Source organism: Cereibacter johrii (assembly GCF_001720585.1).
Lineage (GTDB): Bacteria > Pseudomonadota > Alphaproteobacteria > Rhodobacterales > Rhodobacteraceae > Cereibacter_A > Cereibacter_A johrii.
The window spans coordinates 1-17,619 of record NZ_MABH01000058.1 but is presented as its reverse complement, the minus strand read 5'-3'; the positions used below and the strand labels follow the sequence as shown (position 1 = coordinate 17,619).

Below are 17,619 nucleotides of genomic sequence, written 5' to 3'. Positions count from 1 at the left end.
GCGAGTTGCGCGAGGGCGAGGCCTCGCTCGGGCGGCTGACCGAAGCCGTCCATGCGGCCGAGGCGCGTCTCGCGGCCCTTGAGGCCGAAGGCCGCAGGCGGGCCGAGGCGCAGGCGCAGGCGCTGTCCGAAGCAGACGCCCGACTGGCCGCGCTCGAGGCGGCGCGTCAGGAGAAGGTGAAGGATCTGTCCAAGGCGGAGGCGCGGCTGACGGCGCTCAAGGTGGATCAGCGGACGCGGGCCGAGGCGCAGACGAAGGCGCTGGCGGAGGCAGAGGCACGGCTCGCCGACCTCGCGCAGCGCGAAGAGGCGGCACGGGCGCGGCTCTCGGAGGCGGAGACGGCCCCTCAGCCGACGCAGGCCCCTGTGGCCGAGGCCCCTCCAGCGCCGCCGGAGGCAGTGCCGGCCAGAGGGCCCGCGCGGGATGCGGCCGTGGTCGCCGCGGCGCTGGCGGGCGCTCCGGGGATGCCGGCGCCGGGCAGCGCGCCGCACCAGAAGCTCGCGGGTCTGCTTCAGGCGGGCGTCTGCCCGGTCGATGCCCTCCGCACCGCGACGGGGACGGTCAACCGCCAGTCGCTCGTGGCCCTCGTCCGATCCCTGGGCGGCTGCTGAGCCGCTCCCGTTTCCGAAGCGCAGGAGGAACCCTTGCCCGTTATCAGACTGATCGCGATTGCCCTGTTGCTCGTGGGCCTTCCATCCCGGCTTCCGGCCCTGGAGGTCAACATGCTCACGGGAGGTCCGACCGGAACCTACATCCAGATCGGCCGCGACATCGCGCAGGCCGCCTCGGCCTGCGGCATCGAGATGACCGTGCATGAGAGCGCGGGCTCGCTCGAGAATTTCCTCGGCGTCCGCCAGCGCCCGCGCACGCAGTTCGGCATCGTCCAGTCGGATGTGCTCGAATATCTCAAGACCTTCGCCGCGGACGATCCCGAGGTGAGCCGCGCGATCTTCGGCGTCCGCATCGCCTTTCCGCTCTACGACGAGGAGGTGCATCTTCTGGCGCGCAGGGAGATCGGCAGCCTGACGGAACTCGGCGGCAAGCGGGTCTCGATCGGGGTGGAGAATTCCGGCACCTTCCTCACCGCCTCGCTCGTGCTCGACCTCGCCCAGATCGCGCCCGGCGAGCGCAGGATGATGAACCAGGACGACTCGCTCAAGGCGCTTCTGGCCGGGGACATCGACGCCTTCTTCTATGTGGCCGGTGCGCCTGCGAAGATCTTCACCTCGCCCGAGATCGACGGCGAGCGGTTCCATCTGGTCCCGGTGGCCGACGAGGTGCTGCGGCAGGTCTACAAGCCGACCCAGATCCCCGCCGGCAGCTATCCGTTCCAGACCGGCCCCGTCGATGCCATCGCCGTCAAGGCCGTGCTGATGACCTACGGCTACGATCCCAAACGCAATGCCTACCACCGCGAAAGCTGCAAGGCCGTGTCCGACATCGCCCATGTGGTGAGCACCCAGTTCCCCGAGCTTCAGCAATCGGGCCATCCGAAATGGAAGCAGGTGAACCTGACCGACCTGCCGGCGGGTTGGGACATCGGCGAATGCGTCAATGCGGGTCTTGAGCCGGCCTATCGTCTGCCCTGCGATCCGCCCGAACCGGCCATGGCCGCGCCTGCGGACGCTTCGGCCGAGAGCGAGGCGAACCGGGCCTACCGGCGGCAGATTTGCGCCGTGGTGGGCTGCTGACCATCGGCGGGATCCGGCCCGGCCGGACCCCGCCGCCACCGTTTTGACAGAGAATGCACGGCGCCTTGACGCGGCGTTGCGGGCGGCAGGCGACAAGGGGGCCACACGCTCGCACATCGTCACGAGGAACCCGCCATGTCCCGCCTTCCGCTGCTTCTTCTGTCATGCCTTCTGGCCGCACCCGCCGCTCGAGCCTCCGACTGCCCGGATCTGGCGCTTGTGCTGGCGCTCGACAGTTCCCTCAGCATCGACCGCGCCGAATTCGCCCTCCAGACCGAAGGCTATGCCGAGGCCTTCCGCAGCCCGGCCGTGCAGGCGGCGCTGGCTGCGGCGGGCACCGTGGATGTGGCGGCCGTGGTCTGGTCCGACGGTGAGGCCGCGCCGGCTCGCCTCGGCTGGGAGCGGATCGCCGCACCCGAGGATGCCCGGCGTCTCGCGGTGCACCTGGCCGCGCTGGAGCGGGTCGCCCCGGGCCGGACCGGGGTGGGCGGGGGGCTTGCCGCCGCGCTGGAGATGCTGGCAGAGCACGGCTGTGCCGGTCGTCGCCTCGTGAACCTGTCGGGCGACGGCCGCGAGACGCTGGCGCCGCGCAAAGGTATCCGCGGCCAGCTCACGCGGGCCCGCGCCGAGGCCGAGGCCCTGGGCGCGACCGTCAACGCGCTGGCCGTGACCGACGAGGAGGCGGACCTGCCGGACTGGTTCCGGAGCCATGTGATCGTCGGCCCCGGCGCCTTCGTGATGGAAACGCCCGCGTTCCGCGGCTTTGCCGAGGCCGTCGCGCGCAAGCTCGTCCGCGAGATCGCGCCTCCCGCGCTGGCCGCGAGCAGGCCCGTCCTCCCGCCCCGCAGGCTCACCGGCGCAGGCGGCGGCGATCGTCCGGCGCGGCGCTCCTGAGGCGGGGCTTGCGCTTGCGCCCGGCCTGCCCGAGGGTGAGGCTTTGCCCGAAGGGGGATCCATGTCCCGACCGATCATCGCCATCCTGCGCGGCATCACGCCCGACGAGGTCGAGCCCGTGGGTGCCTCGCTGATCGACGCGGGCATCGACCGGATCGAAGTGCCGCTCAACTCGCCCGACGCGCTCGAAAGCGTGAGGCGCCTCGTTACCCGCTTCGGAGAGAGGGCGCTGATCGGGGCAGGGACGGTGCTGTCGCCCGAGGATGTCCTGCGCGTGGCAGACCTCGGCGCACGGCTCGTGGTCTCGCCCGACTGCAACGAGGAGGTCATCGCCGCCAGCAAGGCGCAGGGCCTCGTCTCGGTGCCGGGGGTCTTCACCGCCACGGAATGTTTCCGCGCGATCCGCGCCGGGGCGGACGGGCTGAAGCTCTTTCCGGCCTCGCTCGCGGGCCCGGCAGGCCTTCAGGCGCTGCGGGCGGTTCTGCCGCCTGCAGTACCTGTCTATGCGGTGGGCGGTGCCGAGGCGGACACCCTCGGCATCTGGCAGCGGGCGGGGGCGGACGGGTTCGGGATCGGGACGGCGCTCTACCGGCCCGGGCGGGCGGCCTCCGACGTGGCCGATCGGGCCCGCCGCCTCGTCGCGGCCTTCGATGAGGCCTGCGGCGCCTGACCGCCGGCAGAAACTTTCGCCGGGCCCCTCAAATATCCTGCTCCGCGGTCGTTCATCTTGCCGGAACTGGGCGCGGACCGGCCGTGCCTCCAGGGCAGGATGAGCGGATGCAGAGCAGGAGACACCGGATCGGCAGGACCGATCGGGCGGAGGCAAGGCCATGACGAAAACCGTTCTTGCGGTGGACGATTCGCCCTCGATCCGCTGCATGGTGGCGCTGACGCTGCGCGAGGCGGGCTACGAGGTGCTCGAGGCGTCGGACGGGCAGGAGGCACTGGAGCTTGCGCTCTCGCGGCCGGTCGACGCGATCCTGACCGATCAGAACATGCCGCGGCTCGACGGGCTGGGCTTCATCCGCGCCTTCCGCAGCCGCCCCGAAGGCAAGGGCACGCCCATCGTGTTCCTGTCGACCGAATCCGCCGACGCCTTGAAGGCGGAAGCGCGCGCCGCGGGGGCGCTCGGCTGGATGGTCAAGCCCTTCACGCAGGCCCAGCTTCTCGCGGTGATGAAGAAGCTGCTGGGCTGAGCTGTTGTCTGGACCAGTGGGGGCAGAGTGCGTGGGGGCCCCGGTTCGTCCCAGCCCGGCAGAGGCGCTGACGCCCGCCGGCTCTACAGGAAAGATCCGCCATGAGACTCTCGATCCGCAACAAGCTGGGGGCGAGCTTTCTCGTCGTCTTCGCCATGGCAGGCACGACCAACCTCTATGCGCTCTATACGATCAACAAGCTGAACGATGACATGGCCACCCTCGTTGCGCACGACTTCGAGCGCGTGCGGCTGGCCGAGCGGCTGAATGCCGAACAGCTGCGCATGAAGGGCGCGGTGCGCGACCATATGCTGTCTCCGCCCGCCGGCAAGGCGGCGAAGAAGGAAGAGGTGGCTGCGGCGCGGGCGAACATGCGCGCGACCTTCGATGCGCTTGTGGCGAGTTCGTCGGAGGCGGACCGGGCGACGCTGGCCGAGTACGAGGACCTCTGGAACCAGTCGATCCGCGTCAACGACAAGGCCTTGCTGCTGTCGGAGGAGGGCCGGGCCGAGGAGGCGCGCAAGCTCCTCTGGGGCGACTACTTCCCCCGCCTGCAGGCCAGCCGGATGGAGATCATGGAGGGGCTGCGCGACCGGAGCCTCGCCGCGCTGAAGGCGACCGAGGCCGAGGCGGCCGAGGCGCGTCACCTGACGATGCTGCTGATGGCGAGTTCCATCGCGGCGGGAACCCTGATTGCCTTCCTCGCGGCGGGCTGGCTGATCCTTTCGATCGGGCGCGGACTGACCCGGGCGCTGGCGCTGGCGCGGCGGGTGGCGGACGGGGATCTGACCGAGACGGCCGTGCTGCGGGGCGATGACGAGATCACCGATCTTCTCCGCGCGCTCAACGCCATGGTGCTGCGGCTGCGCGATGTGGTGGGCCGTGTCACCGCTGCCGTGGGCGAGGTGGCCTCGGGAAGTGCCGAGGTCGCCGCCACGTCCGAGCAGCTGAGCCAGGGCGCCAGCGAACAGGCGGCCGCGACCGTGCAGGCTTCGGCCTCGGTCGAGGAAATCGCCGCAACCGTCCGGCAGAGCGCGGAAAATTCAGGCGAGACCGAGCGGATGGCGCGGTCCTCGGCCGAAGCGGCCCGCCAGAGCGGCACAGCCGTCGCGGATGCGGTGTCGGCGATGCGCACCATCGCCGAGCGGGTCCATGTCGTGCAGGAGATCGCGCGCCAGACGGACCTTCTGGCGCTGAATGCCGCGGTCGAGGCGGCGCGGGCAGGCGAACACGGGCGGGGCTTCGCCGTGGTGGCGACGGAGGTCCGGCGGCTCGCGGAGCGGAGCCAGGCCGCCGCGGCCGAAATCTCGGATCTGTCGTCCACCACGGCGCGCTCGGCGATTGCGGCAGGCGGGATGATCGACAACCTCGTGCCCGACATCGCACGGACGGCCGACCTTGTTTCCGATATTTCGGCGGCCTCGCAAGAGCTTGCGGCGGGGGCTTCACAGGTGAGCCAGGCTCTCCATCAGCTCGACACGGTGACGCAGCAGAATACGGCCGCGGCGAGCGAGCTTTCGTCCAGTGCTGCGGACCTGTCGGAACGGTCGGAGGATCTGCGCGCAGCCGTCAGCTACTTCCGCATCGGCGGTCCCGTGGACCAGGCGCCGCGCCAGCCCGAGAGGACGGGCGTGATGCAGAAGGGCGCCGATGAACGGTTGGAGGACGATCTCGACGCGGCCTTCGAGCGCGCGCGCGTCGCATGAGCATCAAGGCGCGGCCTCGCCGCGCCTTCGGCTTCAGCTGAAGACCAGCAGGATCGCGATCAGCACCGAGGCCGCGACGAACACCGACCCCATGAGCGAGAGCAGCACACGTTCCGGCGTGAGCTGGTCTTCGGGGAGATCGACCTTCGGCTCCCAGAAGGAGGGGCCGGGCTGCCAGCTCTCGAACCGGTAGCTTGCCAGCGGGCGAACCTGGGCGGCAGTCTTCCCCATCACCCCGGGCCGGGATGCGCTCGAGTGATTGCGAAAACCGGCCGTCTTCCGATCCTGATCGGCATGGTCGCGGGCAGGGGCACTTGCATCATTTCGCATGGGATCTAGAGCACCAGTTCGTCTTCCGGTAGTATCAACTAAAGGTTGTAACCCTTCCTATACTTTAGCGATAGAGTTTCATTAAGATACAATCAAGCGCGATTGTTCCTTGGAGACCAAGTCACAGACGAAAGTGTGGGATCTGGCCATTTTGACACAGTCCCCGCTTGAGTTGGCTCTTGCCGAGCCTAGTTTTTCGCCAGTTTTGAAATGAGCGTTCCGATCATGTCCTCCTCTCCTTCCGACCCCCGCGCCCTGCCGGTTCCGAGTGGTCGAATTTCCCGTCTTGCGCGATTTGGCAGCCTCGCCTCGGGGATCGCCGGCAACGTGGCGTTGCAGGGCGCGCGCCAACTCGCCCAGGGCAGGCGGCCCGCGATGAGCGAGCTGATCCTGACGCCGGCCAATGTCGCGCGGCTGGCCGAGGAGCTTGCCCGGATGCGTGGCGCGGCCATGAAGGTGGGGCAGCTCCTGTCGATGGATGCAGGCGAGATGCTGCCGCCCGAGCTGGCCGCGATTCTGGCGCGGCTCCGGTCGGATGCGCATTACATGCCGCCCCAGCAGCTGCGCAGCGTCCTGACGGCCGCCTGGGGGCCCGACTGGCAGCGGCGGTTCCGCAGCTTCAATGTCCGCCCGATTGCCGCCGCCTCCATCGGGCAGGTCCATCGTGCGATGACGAAGGACGGCGAGGATCTTGCGATCAAGGTGCAATATCCCGGGGTGCGGCGCTCGATCGACAGTGACGTGGACAATGTGGCCGCCCTGTTGCGCCTGTCGGGTCTGGTGCCGAAGGGGCTCGACGTGGCGCCGATGCTGGCCGAGGCCAAGCGGCAACTTCACGAGGAAGCCGATTACGGGCGGGAGGGCCGCTGCCTCGCGCGGTTTGGCGACCTGCTGGCGGGGGCGCCGGAGTTCTGCGTGCCCCGGCTGCACGAGGCGCTGACCACGCGCGATGTGCTGGCGATGAGCCATGTGGCCGGGCAACCGGTCGAGGATCTGGCGGAGGCGCCACAGGACCTGCGCGACCGGACGATGAAGCTTCTGATCGGCCTCATGTTCCGCGAGCTGTTCGAGTTCGGCCTGATGCAGACCGACCCGAACTTCGCCAACTACCGCCACGATGCCGCGACCGGGCAGGTGGTTCTGCTCGATTTCGGCGCCACCCGCGACATCCAGCCCGGCATGGCCGACGGCTACCGGCAGCTCCTGCGGGCGGGCCTCGCGGGCGACCTGCCCGGATCCGAGGCGGCGATGCGGGCGCTCGGCTTCCTGTCGGATGCGGTGCCGCCCGACCTCCGCGCCCTGATGATGCGGATGTTCGAGATCTCGATGGAACCGCTGCGGGCACCGGTCTTCGACTTCGGCGCGAACGACATGGCGCTGCGGCTGCGCGACCTCGGGATGGAGATCGGAGAGCGGCGCGAGATCCATCATCTGCCGCCGGTCGAGACCTTCTACATCCAGCGCAAGTTCGGCGGCATGTATCTGCTGGCCAGCCGGCTTCGCGCCCGGGTCGCCATTGGCGATCTGCTTTATCCTCATCTTAACAACAGGTTGAGTGGCGATTCTTCAAGCAACGCGTGAAGAGGTGAGCCGCTCCCGCGTGACCTTGTCACACGACGGCGGCGGCGATGGGGCCTATGGTCAGCGTGCCGCGGCCCTCTGCCGCGGACCGTTCAGCAAGAGTGACCTGTCATGTCCCGTCTGCGCCTGCTTCTGATGCTGCTGCCGCTGTGCGCCCCTGTCGCCGCCTCCGCGCAACCGATTCCCTTCCATCCCGACCGGACCGAGGACTGCCTCTCGGACAAGAAGACCGCCGCCGAAGGGGCGGCCTGCATCGGCCTTGCCGCCGACCTCTGCCGCCGCGAGACGCGGGGCGCGACCGAGGTCGAGGAAGCGGCCTGCGCGGCCGCCGAGGCCAACTGGTGGCGTGACCGGATGACGGTCGCCTACGAGGCCGCGCAGAAGGAGGCGAAGCTGCGGGACGTGGAGTTCGCCAAGGCGATCTCGCAGGGCGCGCCCCGCATGACCGACGATCTGGCGGCGATGCACGAGGCCTGGACCGACTGGAGCGAGAAGCGGTGCTTCTTCGAGGCGGCCCGCCGGCGCGGCAAGCCCGACCGCATGGTGGTGGCCTCGGACTGTCTCATGCGCCGGACGGCCGAGGAGGCGCTGCTTCTGGAAGAAGCCGCCAGCCGGAAGCGCTGAGCCTGCGTCAGCCTGTCGCCCGCAGCCTTGCCCTCGATCAATGCACGCGCGGTGCATCTTTATAATCTGGCGCCACCCGGATCACGAAGGTGCCTGCGCCAGAAGGCACGTCCGGTCAGGCACCGGCAGAGGTGCGACTTGTCCCCAAACCTCTGTCGGTGTCGTCGCGGCCTCACGCTCCGGTGCGCAGGACGAGGCTTGCCAGACGCCGGAAAGGCGGCTTTCCTCTGGAGAGCCCGGCAGGGGGACGCCATGGAGATCCGTCTCGAGAAGATCGATCCAGAGAGCAACTGCTTCCGGTTCTACCTGATCCGCTGCGAGCCCGACCTGTTCGGGGGCGCGGCGCTGGTTTTGCAGTGGGGACGGATCGGCGGGGCAGGGCGCACGGACATCCGCGCCTCGGGCTCGCCCGAGCGCGTCCGGGAGATCTGCGAGCGGATGGTGCAGAGGAAGCTCCGGCGAGGCTATGCCGTCGCCGGAGCGGGGCTCATGCCGGGCGCCGCAGCGCCATGACGCAGCGGACCGGGATGTGGAAGTAGCGCCCGATCTGCGCGTCCGTAAGGCCGAGATCGGTGAGCGTATCGATCACCCGATCCGGCGAGGGCGCCATCAGCACCTGCGCGCAGAGGCAGGCCATATGGCCGCGGGCGTCCAGTTCATCCTGACCGGGGCAGAGGCCGGTCGCCTTCCAGATGCAGCTTGTCTCGTCGGGTTCTGCCGAACGGACGGTCTCGTCACGGGTCGAAGGGGGCGGGGCGGTCCTGCGGCTGCGGAACAGGGCCCGGTGCCGATCGGTCGTTTCGGTTATCATGGAGCAGTCCTCCTCTTCCTGCACCATTGCCGCCTGAGCGACAGGCTGAAGTCTCGCCGTTACCCTATCGAAGTCAATCTTCATCTGCGTGACGGCCGGATGGCAATCGCACAGGCTTGTAAACTTTTTCCTAACAAGCGGCTGTTTTCCCATCCTGTGCCGGCCAGCCTCCGCGAGCGGATCCGGGCAGGAAATCTGCCGGCACCGGCGCGGAGCGCCCCGAGAGCGGGGCGCCAGCGGCGGTTCACCCCTGGGATGTGCCGGCGCGCTGATTCTCGCCTCGGATTGCGGCGGCCGCCGGCCGGGCAGGGGCCAGCGTCACGATCGCGAGCCCCGCGAACAGCAGGGCCGCTCCCAGAAGCCGCTGCGCTGTTACCGCCTCGCCCAGAACGACGATCGCCAGAATCCAGGCGGTGAGCGGCTCGACGAGCGAAAGCGTGACGGCTGTCGAGGTGGTGAGCCCCGCAAGACCTCGCGTGAAGAGAGCATAGGCGACCCCCGTCGTGACCGCGCCGAGGAAGAGGAGCGCGGGCCAGGCGCGCAGATCCGCGACCCAGCTCACCGGCAGGAGGAAGAGCGCCGGGGCCGCAAGCAGCATGGCCACGCTGAAGGTCGCCGCGGCCAGCGTGTCCGAGGGCACCTGCGCGCCCACCCGGCCAGTCGCCACCGAATAGGTGGCATAGGCAGCGCCCGCGGCAGCCGCCAGGGCCGCGCCCGTCAGGGAGGCGCTGCCCGCGCCCGCCTGCGCCACCAGAAGCGCCGCGCCCAGCACCGAAAGGACCTGTCCCGCCGCCCGCAGTCCCGTGGGCAGACGACCCAGCACGGCCGCCTCATAGAGCGTCACCCAGACCGGGGCGCTGCCGATGGCGATGGCGGTGCCGACGCCCACGCCCGCCTGCGTCACGGCGACGAAGAAGAGGAGGTTGTAGAGCCCGATGGCGAGGCCCGCGACCAGCACCGGACGCCAGGGCAGCCGGCGGAAGGCGCGGCGGCTCTCGGGCAGGCGGAGCGCCATCAGGGGGAGGAGCGTGGCACCTACGGCGAGCCGGATGGCGGCGACGATCAGCGGCTCGCGCTCGGGCGGCAGAAGGCTCTGGACGGTGCCCGTCGTGCCCCAGAGGACGGCGGCGAGGATGACGCAAAGGAGGCTGAGGCTGCGGGACGGCATGGGAAGAGCTTTCGGAAAGGATGGGCGATCCTGCCACGGGGCGGTGCCAGCGGTCTTGTCCGCCCGTCCCGCTTCATGGGCCGGGCGTCCCCCAGAGCGCGCGCCATGCGCCGGGCGTCCTTCCGGTCTCGCGCCGCATGGCGCGCGTCAGCGCGGCCTGATCCGAAAAGCCCAGCTCGGCCGCGAGCTCCGCGAGGGAGCGGCCAGGCTGGCGCAAGGCGCCCTGCGCCAGCGCGATCCGCGTCGCTGTGACGAGGCGGGCGGGCGTCGTGCCGCGGGCCTCCGCAAGCGCCCGGTAGAGCGCCGAGCGGCTCATCCCCGCGACCCGCGCCATCCGGTCCACGGTCCAGTCGAGCGCGGGTTCGGCGCGGATGGCGGCCTCGAGCCGTGCGAAGGGGCAGGGGCGGGCATTTTGCCAGAGGCTGTCCAGAAGAAGCCGCAGCAGCGGGCCGCCCACCCGCTCGGGAAGCGTGCCGGTGGCGGCCGAAAGGTCCGCGAACTCGACGAGCCGCCGCGCGGCCTCGGGCACGGGCAGGAACCGGCGGTCGAGCGCGCCCTCGGGCAGGGCCGCAGCCGGCAGGTCCAGCACCAGCGACCGATTGAGGCCGCAGCCCTGCTGCGCATGGGGCTCGCCCGGCGCGATCACGGCCGAGACCGCCTGCGACAGCCGCGCACCGTGCCCGCCCACCTCGATCTCGAGCGTGCCGGCCATCTGCAGGACGAGCTGCGCATGGTCATGGTCGTGCAGGGCTCCGGCGCCGGAATAGCTGCGGATATGCAGGGCCTGGGTCATGGACGGGATCCTGTCGCGCGCATCGTCCGGCTTCTCCTGCCACAAGTTCCGCCGCGGTGCCATCTCCGCCATGAGGTCTCTGGACCTGCGGCGCCGGCGCCCTAAGCTCGGGACATGAAACAAGCCCTCGTGACAGGCGGCGCCGGCCTCATCGGCGCAGGGATCTGCCGGACGCTGCGCGCGCACGGCTGGGATGTGGCCTCCTTCGATCTCGAGGAGGCCCCGGAGGCCACGCGCTCGATCCGCTGCGACGTGACCTGCGAAGGGTCGGTGGCGGCCGCCATGGCCGAGCTTGGCTGGTCCGGGCTTGACCTTCTCGTGAACAATGCGGGACGGGCCGATCCGGTCACGGGCCCGATCGCCGAGCTGTCGCTCGCCGACTGGCGGCGGATGACCGACAGTCACCTCACCGCGGCCTTCCTCATGGTCCGGGCGGCGGTGCCGCTCCTGCGGCCCGGCGGATCGATCGTGAACATGGCCTCGACCCGCGCCTTCATGTCCGAGCCCGAGACGGAGGCCTATGCTGCCTCCAAGGGCGGTCTCGTCGCCCTGACCCAGGCGCTCGCGGTGAGCCTCGGGCCGCGCCTGCGGGCCAACGCCATCGCGCCCGGCTGGATCGCCCGCGGCGACGGGCTCCGGGACATCGACCATGCCCAGCATCCGGCGGGCCGTGTCGGCCGCCCGGAAGATGTGGCAGACACGGTGCTCTGGCTCGCCGAGGCGGGCTTCGTGACCGGTCAGGTCATCGTCGTGGATGGCGGAATGACGAGGAAGATGATCTACGCGGAGTGACGCCGAGGCGGCCGGATCATCTGCCGGAGCGGCCCGACCCGGAGGAGAACACGGCCGAAGGTCGGGCGAGTCCGGGCAGCAGGCCGCCAGGCGGCTGAAGCCGATGCGGCAGGCTCTCGGATGCAGGAGGTCGAAGTCGGTCGCTCAACTCCGCCTGGAGAAGAGCGGCTCCTGAGCTGCAGGCATGGTGGAGCCAGGCAATTCCCGGCATCGATTAGATTACATAATCTTGCTTATCAGATATTGATGCAGGCCGCTGGACGGCGCCCCTCCGCCGAGCTAGAAGCCTCCAGATCCTCGGATCCGCCGAAGTCTCGTGGCTTGCGGGTGTGAGGACGAAGCCGGGCCGTGGGACTGCTGAAGGCACAGAGGCGCACCGAGGCCTCAGGGCCGTGGCGGGACGACAGGCCGTCGAGGCAAGGAAGCGTGGCCGAGTGGTTTAAGGCTCTGGTCTTGAAAACCAGCGACGGTGCGAGCCGTCCGTGGGTTCGAATCCCACCGCTTCCGCCAATCTTCCCCTCGCGATCAAAGCGTTGCGGGGAAGTGCCTGATCCGGCGCAAAGATCGGCCAACACGACGGTTTACATCGTGGATCACACGCATCTTTCCAAGAGCTGCGAGGAATAGCTTGGCCCGGCAGAAAGACCGGAGATTGCACCCTGTTACCTTGTGGATCCCGTCTCGGGCTCCAGACCCATTGGCACCTTCCCCCCACAGTCAGGCAATCGTGCGGCGGCGTTGGTGCGACCCGGGGCGCGGGCCGCCACACGCGGGGGGCGCTTCTGCAGAGCCCCCTGCCGCGGGCTTCCTCAGTCCGCGAAGCCCAGAGAGGGCCCGACAAGGTCGAGGAGCGCCGAGACCCGGCGCTCGAGGTCGGCCACGTCGGGCGGCCCCGCTTCGGGGTGGGTCAGGCGGCGCAGGAGCTGGCGGTTCAGCGCGCCGCCCACGAGGCTCGAGCCGAGCCAGTCGGCATCGCTGCAGCGGATGCGCCCCTGCGCAGCCAGCCGCGCAATGCGGCGGGTGAAGGCCGCGCTGAGGCCGCCCATCGCATTGTCATAGAAGAGGCGCGCCACCTCGGGCGCAGCCGTGGCCTCGGACACGGCGAGACGCGTCAGCGCCACCTGCGCCGGGCACAGGAGAAACCGGAGGATCTCGACCAGCGACCGGTGCAGGATCTCGCGCGCGCTCCCCGGCGGATCGGGATCCGTCAGGCTCTCCATCAGCGGCCCGGCGTCGTAGGCGCGCAGGATCCCCTGCAGCACCGCGAGCTTGTCGGGAAAATGCTGGTAGAGCGTCCGTTTCGACATGCCGGCCGCGCAGGCGATCCGGTCCATCGTCGTCCCCGAATAGCCGTGGCAGACGAAGACCTGCTCGGCCGCCCGCAGGATCTGGCAGGTCCGCTCGGCGCAACTCAGCACCGGCGGCCTGCCGATCTTCGGTTTCTCCTCGGTCATGCTGCGTGTCCTCTGCCGGGCCCCTCAGGCCGTCGCGGCCGCAGGAGCGGTCTTGCGGCGACGGAAGAGGCTGTTCACCAGAACAAAGAACACAGGCACGAAAACGATCCCCAGAAGCGTACCCGTGATCGTGCCGCCGAGGATGCCGTCGCCGATCGCGCGCCGCGCCCCTGCCCCCGCGCCGGTCGAGAGCACGAGCGGCACCACGCCCAGCGAGAAGGCGAGCGAGGTCATCAGGATCGGGCGGAACCGCAGCACCGCCGCATGCCGGATCGCCTCCAGAAGCGGGTCGCCCTGCGCAAGCCGGCTGCGGGCGAATTCCACGATCATGATCCCGTTCTTGCCGGTCAGACCCACCACGGTGAGAAGCCCCACCTGGAAATAGACGCCGTTCGCCTGATGGCCCGCCCAGGCGCCGAGAAGCGCGCCCAGGATGCCCACCGGCATGGCGAGCAGGACCGCGATCGGCACCGACCAGCTCTCGTAGAGCGCGGCGAGGCAGAGGAAGACCGCGCCCACCGACAGGAGGAACAGAAGGCTCGCCTGATCGCCCGCCTCGCGCTCTTCGAGCGAGAGGCCCGTCCATTCGAGCGCGAAGCCCGGCGGAAGCTGGGCGCCCAGCCGCTCCATCTCGGCCATGGCCTCGCCCGAGGAGACGCCCGGGATCGGCTGGCCCTGGATCTCCATCGAGCGGACGGCATTGTAGCGCGCCACCTGCTGGGGCCCGTAGAACCAGGTCTGGTCGGCGAAAGTCGAGAGCGCCACGAACTCGCCGTCCTTGTTCGGGATGCGCCAGAGGTCGAGATCGTCCGGATCGGTCCGCGCCCAGGGCTCGCCCTGCACATAGACCCGCTTCACCCGGCCCTGGTCGAGGAAGTCGTTGACGTAGGATCCGGCCCAGGCGGTGTTGAGGAAATCGCCGACCTGTGCCGCGGTCACGCCCACCGCGCCCGCCTTGCGCCAGTCGATGTCGAGGCGGAACTGCGAGGCATCCTCGACCCCGTTCGGCCGCACCGAGGCGAGCAGCGGGCTCTGCGAGGCGAGGCCCAGCAGCATGTTGCGCGCGTCGAGCAGGTCCTCGTGGCTCTGGCCCTGCCGCGCCTGCAGGAAGAGCGTGAAGCCGTTCGAGTTGCCGAGCTCCAGCACCGGCGGCGGCACGATGGGAAAGACCATCGCATCGCGCATCCCCATGAAGGTCGGGAAGGCGCGCCCGGCCATGGCGGCCACGCTCTGATCGGGGCGCAGACGTTCTTCCCACGGCTTCAGCCGCACGAAGACGATGCCCATGTTCTGCCCCTGCCCCGCGAAGGAGAAGCCGTTCACGCCGAAGACGGCGCTCACATTCTCGGCCTCCTTCTCGAGCCAGTAGTTCTCGACCTCCTCGATGGCTGCGAGCGTGCGCTCGGCCGTGGCGCCCGAGGGGGTCTGGATCAGGGTGATGAGCACGCCCTGATCCTCGTCCGGCAGGAAGGCCGTGGGGGTGCGCTGGAAGAGGGCCACCATGCCGGCCACGATGACTCCGAAGAGCACCATCATCAGCACCGGGCGACGCACCACGCGGCCCACGAGCCCGCCATAGCCGCGGGTGGTCGCGTCGAAGCCGCGGTTGAACCAGCCCACCGGGCCGCGCCGGGCGGAATGGTGACCCCGCTTGAGGATCGTGGCGCAGAGCGCGGGCGTCAGCGTCAGCGCAACCAGCACCGACAGCGCCATGGCCGAGACGATGGTGATGGAGAACTGCTTGTAGATCTCGCCCGTCGAGCCGCCGAAGAAGGCCATCGGCACGAACACCGCCGAGAGCACCATGGCGATGGCCACGAGCGCGCCCGAGATCTCGTCCATGCTCTTGCGGGTGGCTGCCACCGGATCGAGCCCCTCCTGCTCCATGATCCGCTCGACGTTCTCGACCACCACGATGGCGTCATCGACCAGAAGGCCGATGGCCAGCACCATGGCGAGCATGGTGAGCGTGTTGATCGAGAAGCCGAGCGCCGCCATCACACCGAAGGTGCCCAGAAGCACGACCGGCACCGCGAGCGTGGGGATCAGCGTCGCGCGGATGTTCTGGAGGAACAGCAGCATCACGAGGACGACGAGGACGATGGCCTCGATCAGTGTCTTGACCACCTCCTCGATCGAGATGCGCACGAAGGGGGTGGTGTCGTAGGGCACTTCGTAGGTCATGCCCTCGGGGAAGAAGGCCGCGAGCTCGTCCACCTTCGCGCGCACCACATCGGCCGTGTCGAGCGCATTGGCGCCCGAGGCGAGCTGGATCGCCATGCCCGAGGCGGGGCTGCGGTTGTAGCGTCCGTCGATCTCGTAGCTCTGCGCGCCGAGCTCGACCCGCGCCACGTCGCGCAGCAGGACGAGCCCGCCGTCGGTCTCGGCCCGGAGCACGATCTGCTCGAAATCCTCGGGCGTCTGCAGAAGCGACTGGGCGGTGATCGTGGCCTGAAGCTGCTGGCCCTCGGGGGCGGGGCGCGCGCCGAACGAGCCCGCCGAGATCTGAGCGTTCTGCGCCGAGACAGCCGCCGTCACGTCGGAGGGCGAGAGATCATAGGCGTTGAGCTTGTTCGGATCGAGCCAGATCCGCATCGCGTGCTGCGAGCCGAAGACCTGCACCGAGCCCACGCCCGGCAGGCGGCTGATGCTCTCGACCATGTTCGAGGACATGTAGTCCGCCAGCTCCGAGGCGGAATAGGCGCCGTTGTCGGAGGTCATGGCGATGACCATGAGGAAGCCCGCCGAGGATTTCCGCACCGTCACGCCCTGCCGCACCACCGCCTGCGGCAGGAGCGCCTGGGCCTGGCTCAGCTTGTTCTGCACCTGGACTTGCGCGATGTCGGGATCGGTGCCGAGCTCGAAGGTCAGGGTGATCTGCGCGACCCCGGTCGAGGTCGAGGAGGAGGAGATGTAGCGCAGCCCGTCGAGGCCGGTCATCTCGCGCTCGATCACCTGGGTCACGGTGTCGGTCACGGTCTCGGCCGAGGCGCCGGGATAGGTCGCGCCGATCACCACCGCGGGCGGCGCGATCGAGGGATATTGCGATACGGGCAGGCGCAGGATCGAGAGGACCCCGAGCGCCATGATGACGATGGCGATCACCCAGGCGAAGACCGGGCGGTCGATGAAGAAACGTCCCATTGCGGCTCCCTGCCCTTCAGTTCGCGGCGGCGGCTTCGGCCTTCACGGCCGGCCCGGGCAGCGCACCCTGTTCCTCGGGCGCCACCGGCGCGCCCACGGCCGCCTTCTGGAAGCCCGCGACCACCACCCGGTCGCCCGTCTCGAGCCCCTTGGTCACGATCCAGCGGTCGCCGTCGGACTTCACGATCTCCACGGGGCGCGCCTCGATGACGTTCTGCTCGGTGACCAGCCAGACCGCGGGCACCCCCAGCCGGTCGCGGATGACGGCCTGATGCGGCACCGCCACCGCCTTGTCGGCGCGCGCCACCGGCAGTTCGACCTGCACATACATGCCGGGCAGCAGGATCCTCTGCGGATTGGGGAAATGGATCCGCAGCGTGACCATGCCCGTGGTGGGCTGCACCTGCGGCTCGGCCGCGGCAAGGCGGCCGCGCAGCGGATAGCGGCTGCCGTCGGCGAGGATCAGCGCCACATTCTCGTCGGCGCGTCCGACCGTGTTCTTGCCCGTCCGGCTGCGCCATTTCAGCAGGTCGGTCGCCGATTGCGTCACATCCACATGCACCCGGTCGAGGCTGCGGATCGTGGTGAGCGGCGCCTCCTGCCCTTCGGCCACCAGCGCCCCCGTCGTGGTCTGCGACAGGCCGATGGTGCCCGCGATGGGCGCGCGCACCGTCGTGCGGCTGAGGTTGATCTCTGCCGTCCTCAGCTCGGCCCGCGCCATCTGCAGCGCCGCCGCCGCCGCGTCGCGCGTGGCCACGGCCGTGTCGAGCCGCTGCTCGCTGCCCGCATTGTTGCCGAACAGCTCCTCGGCGCGGCGGGCGTCCTTCTCGGCCGAGCGCAGCGTGGCCTCGGCCTGCGTGACGGCCGCGCGCGCCGCCGCGACCGCGGCCGCATACATGTCGTCCTCGATCTTGTAGAGCGGCTGGTCCTTCTCGACCTCGGTCCCCTCCTCGAACAGCCGCTCGCGGATGATGCCGTTGACCTGAGGCCGCACCTCGGCCACTTCCGAGGCCGTCACGCGGCCCGGGAGGATCGAGATGATCGGATAGTCCTGCGCGGTCAGGGTGACCACCGTGACCGGAGACGGCGGACGCTCGGCCCCCGCGGGCCCTTCGGCACGGACGGCCGGGGCGGCGAGGATCAGGGCCGCAAGAACGAGCGGAAGGCGGGGGAAGGTCACGGGCAGACTCCATCGGCAGCGGTGGCCCGCTTAGGAAACCAACCAGTTTCCAAAGTCAAGCGTCCGCGTGCAGGGTGGCCCCGAATGCCCGTCTTTTCAGCGTGTCATACCCATCCGGCGGATCTGGCGATGAATTGTCGAGCGGTTCACGCCCAGCCGCCGCGCGGCCTCGGAGACATTGCCCCCGGTCTGGCGCAGCACCTGCGCGAGCACCGCCCCCGCCGCCTGCGGGACGGCCGGGCCGGCCGCGGACCC

Annotated in this window: 17 protein-coding genes, 1 tRNA gene and 1 pseudogene; 11 read left to right on the top strand and 8 right to left on the bottom strand. The window is 69.8% G+C overall.

The window, feature by feature from the left end; genetic code table 11:
• From A9O63_RS04200 to A9O63_RS04175, 6 genes and pseudogenes are all read left to right on the top strand, one after another.
• Positions 1-611, top strand: a pseudogene (locus A9O63_RS04200) (hypothetical protein); the annotation flags it as partial.
• 33 nt (positions 612-644) lie between these two features.
• Positions 645-1,691 (top strand): TAXI family TRAP transporter solute-binding subunit, encoded by a 1,047-nt coding sequence (locus tag A9O63_RS04195; protein WP_069330803.1) that lies wholly within the window; start codon positions 645-647, stop codon positions 1,689-1,691.
• Between the two features lie 135 nt (positions 1,692-1,826).
• The gene (locus tag A9O63_RS04190) at positions 1,827-2,585 is read left to right on the top strand and encodes a DUF1194 domain-containing protein (protein WP_069330802.1); all 759 of its coding nucleotides are present in this window, start codon (positions 1,827-1,829) and stop codon (positions 2,583-2,585) included.
• Positions 2,586-2,646: 61 nt separating this feature from the next.
• Positions 2,647-3,255 (top strand): 2-dehydro-3-deoxy-6-phosphogalactonate aldolase, encoded by a 609-nt coding sequence (locus tag A9O63_RS04185; RefSeq protein WP_069330801.1) that lies wholly within the window; start codon positions 2,647-2,649, stop codon positions 3,253-3,255.
• Between the two features lie 160 nt (positions 3,256-3,415).
• The gene (locus A9O63_RS04180) at positions 3,416-3,781 is read left to right on the top strand and encodes a response regulator (protein WP_069330800.1); all 366 of its coding nucleotides are present in this window, start codon (positions 3,416-3,418) and stop codon (positions 3,779-3,781) included.
• Between the two features lie 101 nt (positions 3,782-3,882).
• Positions 3,883-5,487: a methyl-accepting chemotaxis protein gene (locus tag A9O63_RS04175; protein ID WP_069330799.1), complete on the top strand. Its 1,605-nt coding sequence runs from the start codon at positions 3,883-3,885 to the stop codon at positions 5,485-5,487.
• 33 nt (positions 5,488-5,520) lie between these two features.
• Here the strand turns inward: A9O63_RS04175 and A9O63_RS04170 are convergent, their stop codons facing one another.
• Positions 5,521-5,718, bottom strand: coding sequence for a hypothetical protein (locus A9O63_RS04170; RefSeq protein WP_235836925.1), 198 nt, complete (start codon positions 5,716-5,718; stop codon positions 5,521-5,523).
• Positions 5,719-6,042: 324 nt separating this feature from the next.
• Between A9O63_RS04170 and A9O63_RS04165 the strand changes: the two genes are divergently transcribed.
• From A9O63_RS04165 to A9O63_RS04155, 3 genes are all read left to right on the top strand, one after another.
• Positions 6,043-7,398 carry an ABC1 kinase family protein gene (locus A9O63_RS04165; RefSeq protein WP_069330797.1) on the top strand — a complete coding sequence of 452 codons (1,356 nt, stop codon included), beginning with the start codon at positions 6,043-6,045 and terminating at the stop codon, positions 7,396-7,398.
• A 111-nt stretch (positions 7,399-7,509) separates the two neighbouring features.
• Positions 7,510-8,022, top strand: a complete 513-nt coding sequence (locus tag A9O63_RS04160; RefSeq protein WP_069330796.1) for a lysozyme inhibitor LprI family protein — start codon at positions 7,510-7,512, stop codon at positions 8,020-8,022.
• 252 nt (positions 8,023-8,274) lie between these two features.
• Positions 8,275-8,535, top strand: coding sequence for a WGR domain-containing protein (locus A9O63_RS04155; protein WP_069330795.1), 261 nt, complete (start codon positions 8,275-8,277; stop codon positions 8,533-8,535).
• Here A9O63_RS04155 and A9O63_RS04150 read toward each other — a convergent pair.
• From A9O63_RS04150 to A9O63_RS04140, 3 genes are all read right to left on the bottom strand, one after another.
• Positions 8,510-8,833, bottom strand: a complete 324-nt coding sequence (locus tag A9O63_RS04150; protein ID WP_037088030.1) for a hypothetical protein — start codon at positions 8,831-8,833, stop codon at positions 8,510-8,512. The two genes, A9O63_RS04155 and A9O63_RS04150, sit on opposite strands and share 26 nt — an antisense overlap.
• Positions 8,834-9,077: 244 nt before the next feature.
• Complete coding sequence (locus A9O63_RS04145; protein WP_069330794.1) at positions 9,078-10,001, bottom strand: DMT family transporter; 924 nt, start codon at positions 9,999-10,001, stop codon at positions 9,078-9,080.
• Positions 10,002-10,074: 73 nt separating this feature from the next.
• Positions 10,075-10,794 carry a helix-turn-helix transcriptional regulator gene (locus A9O63_RS04140; RefSeq protein WP_235836924.1) on the bottom strand — a complete coding sequence of 240 codons (720 nt, stop codon included), beginning with the start codon at positions 10,792-10,794 and terminating at the stop codon, positions 10,075-10,077.
• Between the two features lie 129 nt (positions 10,795-10,923).
• Here A9O63_RS04140 and A9O63_RS04135 point away from each other — a divergent pair, with 129 nt between their 5' ends.
• Together A9O63_RS04135 and A9O63_RS04130 are read left to right on the top strand one after the other, a co-directional pair.
• On the top strand, positions 10,924-11,586 hold the full coding sequence (locus A9O63_RS04135; protein ID WP_084295592.1) for an SDR family oxidoreductase: 663 nt from the start codon (positions 10,924-10,926) through the stop codon (positions 11,584-11,586).
• A gap of 420 nt (positions 11,587-12,006) precedes the next feature.
• Positions 12,007-12,096, top strand: a tRNA-Ser gene (locus A9O63_RS04130).
• Between the two features lie 299 nt (positions 12,097-12,395).
• Here A9O63_RS04130 and A9O63_RS04125 read toward each other — a convergent pair.
• From A9O63_RS04125 to A9O63_RS21805, 4 genes are all read right to left on the bottom strand, one after another.
• Complete coding sequence (locus A9O63_RS04125) at positions 12,396-13,040, bottom strand: TetR/AcrR family transcriptional regulator (RefSeq protein WP_069330791.1); 645 nt, start codon at positions 13,038-13,040, stop codon at positions 12,396-12,398.
• Between the two features lie 24 nt (positions 13,041-13,064).
• Positions 13,065-16,184 (bottom strand): efflux RND transporter permease subunit, encoded by a 3,120-nt coding sequence (locus A9O63_RS04120; protein ID WP_069330790.1) that lies wholly within the window; start codon positions 16,182-16,184, stop codon positions 13,065-13,067.
• A gap of 16 nt (positions 16,185-16,200) precedes the next feature.
• A complete protein-coding gene (locus A9O63_RS04115) occupies positions 16,201-17,364 on the bottom strand; it encodes an efflux RND transporter periplasmic adaptor subunit (RefSeq protein WP_069330789.1) in 1,164 nt (387 codons plus the stop codon).
• A 96-nt stretch (positions 17,365-17,460) separates the two neighbouring features.
• Positions 17,461-17,577 carry a helix-turn-helix domain-containing protein gene (locus A9O63_RS21805; RefSeq protein ID WP_268874908.1) on the bottom strand — a complete coding sequence of 39 codons (117 nt, stop codon included), beginning with the start codon at positions 17,575-17,577 and terminating at the stop codon, positions 17,461-17,463.
• Positions 17,578-17,619 lie beyond the last annotated feature (42 nt).

Coding starts and splice junctions, on each gene's coding strand:
- A9O63_RS04175 (WP_069330799.1), top strand. CDS start 3,883: ATGAGACTCTCGATCCGCAACAAGCTGGGGGCGAGCTTTCTCGTCGTC.
- A9O63_RS04160 (WP_069330796.1), top strand. CDS start 7,510: ATGTCCCGTCTGCGCCTGCTTCTGATGCTGCTGCCGCTGTGCGCCCCT.
- A9O63_RS04190 (WP_069330802.1), top strand. CDS start 1,827: ATGTCCCGCCTTCCGCTGCTTCTTCTGTCATGCCTTCTGGCCGCACCC.
- A9O63_RS04140 (WP_235836924.1), bottom strand. CDS start 10,794: ATGACCCAGGCCCTGCATATCCGCAGCTATTCCGGCGCCGGAGCCCTG.
- A9O63_RS04170 (WP_235836925.1), bottom strand. CDS start 5,718: ATGGGGAAGACTGCCGCCCAGGTTCGCCCGCTGGCAAGCTACCGGTTC.
- A9O63_RS04180 (WP_069330800.1), top strand. CDS start 3,416: ATGACGAAAACCGTTCTTGCGGTGGACGATTCGCCCTCGATCCGCTGC.
- A9O63_RS04125 (WP_069330791.1), bottom strand. CDS start 13,040: ATGACCGAGGAGAAACCGAAGATCGGCAGGCCGCCGGTGCTGAGTTGC.
- A9O63_RS04165 (WP_069330797.1), top strand. CDS start 6,043: ATGTCCTCCTCTCCTTCCGACCCCCGCGCCCTGCCGGTTCCGAGTGGT.
- A9O63_RS04150 (WP_037088030.1), bottom strand. CDS start 8,833: ATGATAACCGAAACGACCGATCGGCACCGGGCCCTGTTCCGCAGCCGC.
- A9O63_RS04155 (WP_069330795.1), top strand. CDS start 8,275: ATGGAGATCCGTCTCGAGAAGATCGATCCAGAGAGCAACTGCTTCCGG.
- A9O63_RS04185 (WP_069330801.1), top strand. CDS start 2,647: ATGTCCCGACCGATCATCGCCATCCTGCGCGGCATCACGCCCGACGAG.
- A9O63_RS04120 (WP_069330790.1), bottom strand. CDS start 16,184: ATGGGACGTTTCTTCATCGACCGCCCGGTCTTCGCCTGGGTGATCGCC.
- A9O63_RS04145 (WP_069330794.1), bottom strand. CDS start 10,001: ATGCCGTCCCGCAGCCTCAGCCTCCTTTGCGTCATCCTCGCCGCCGTC.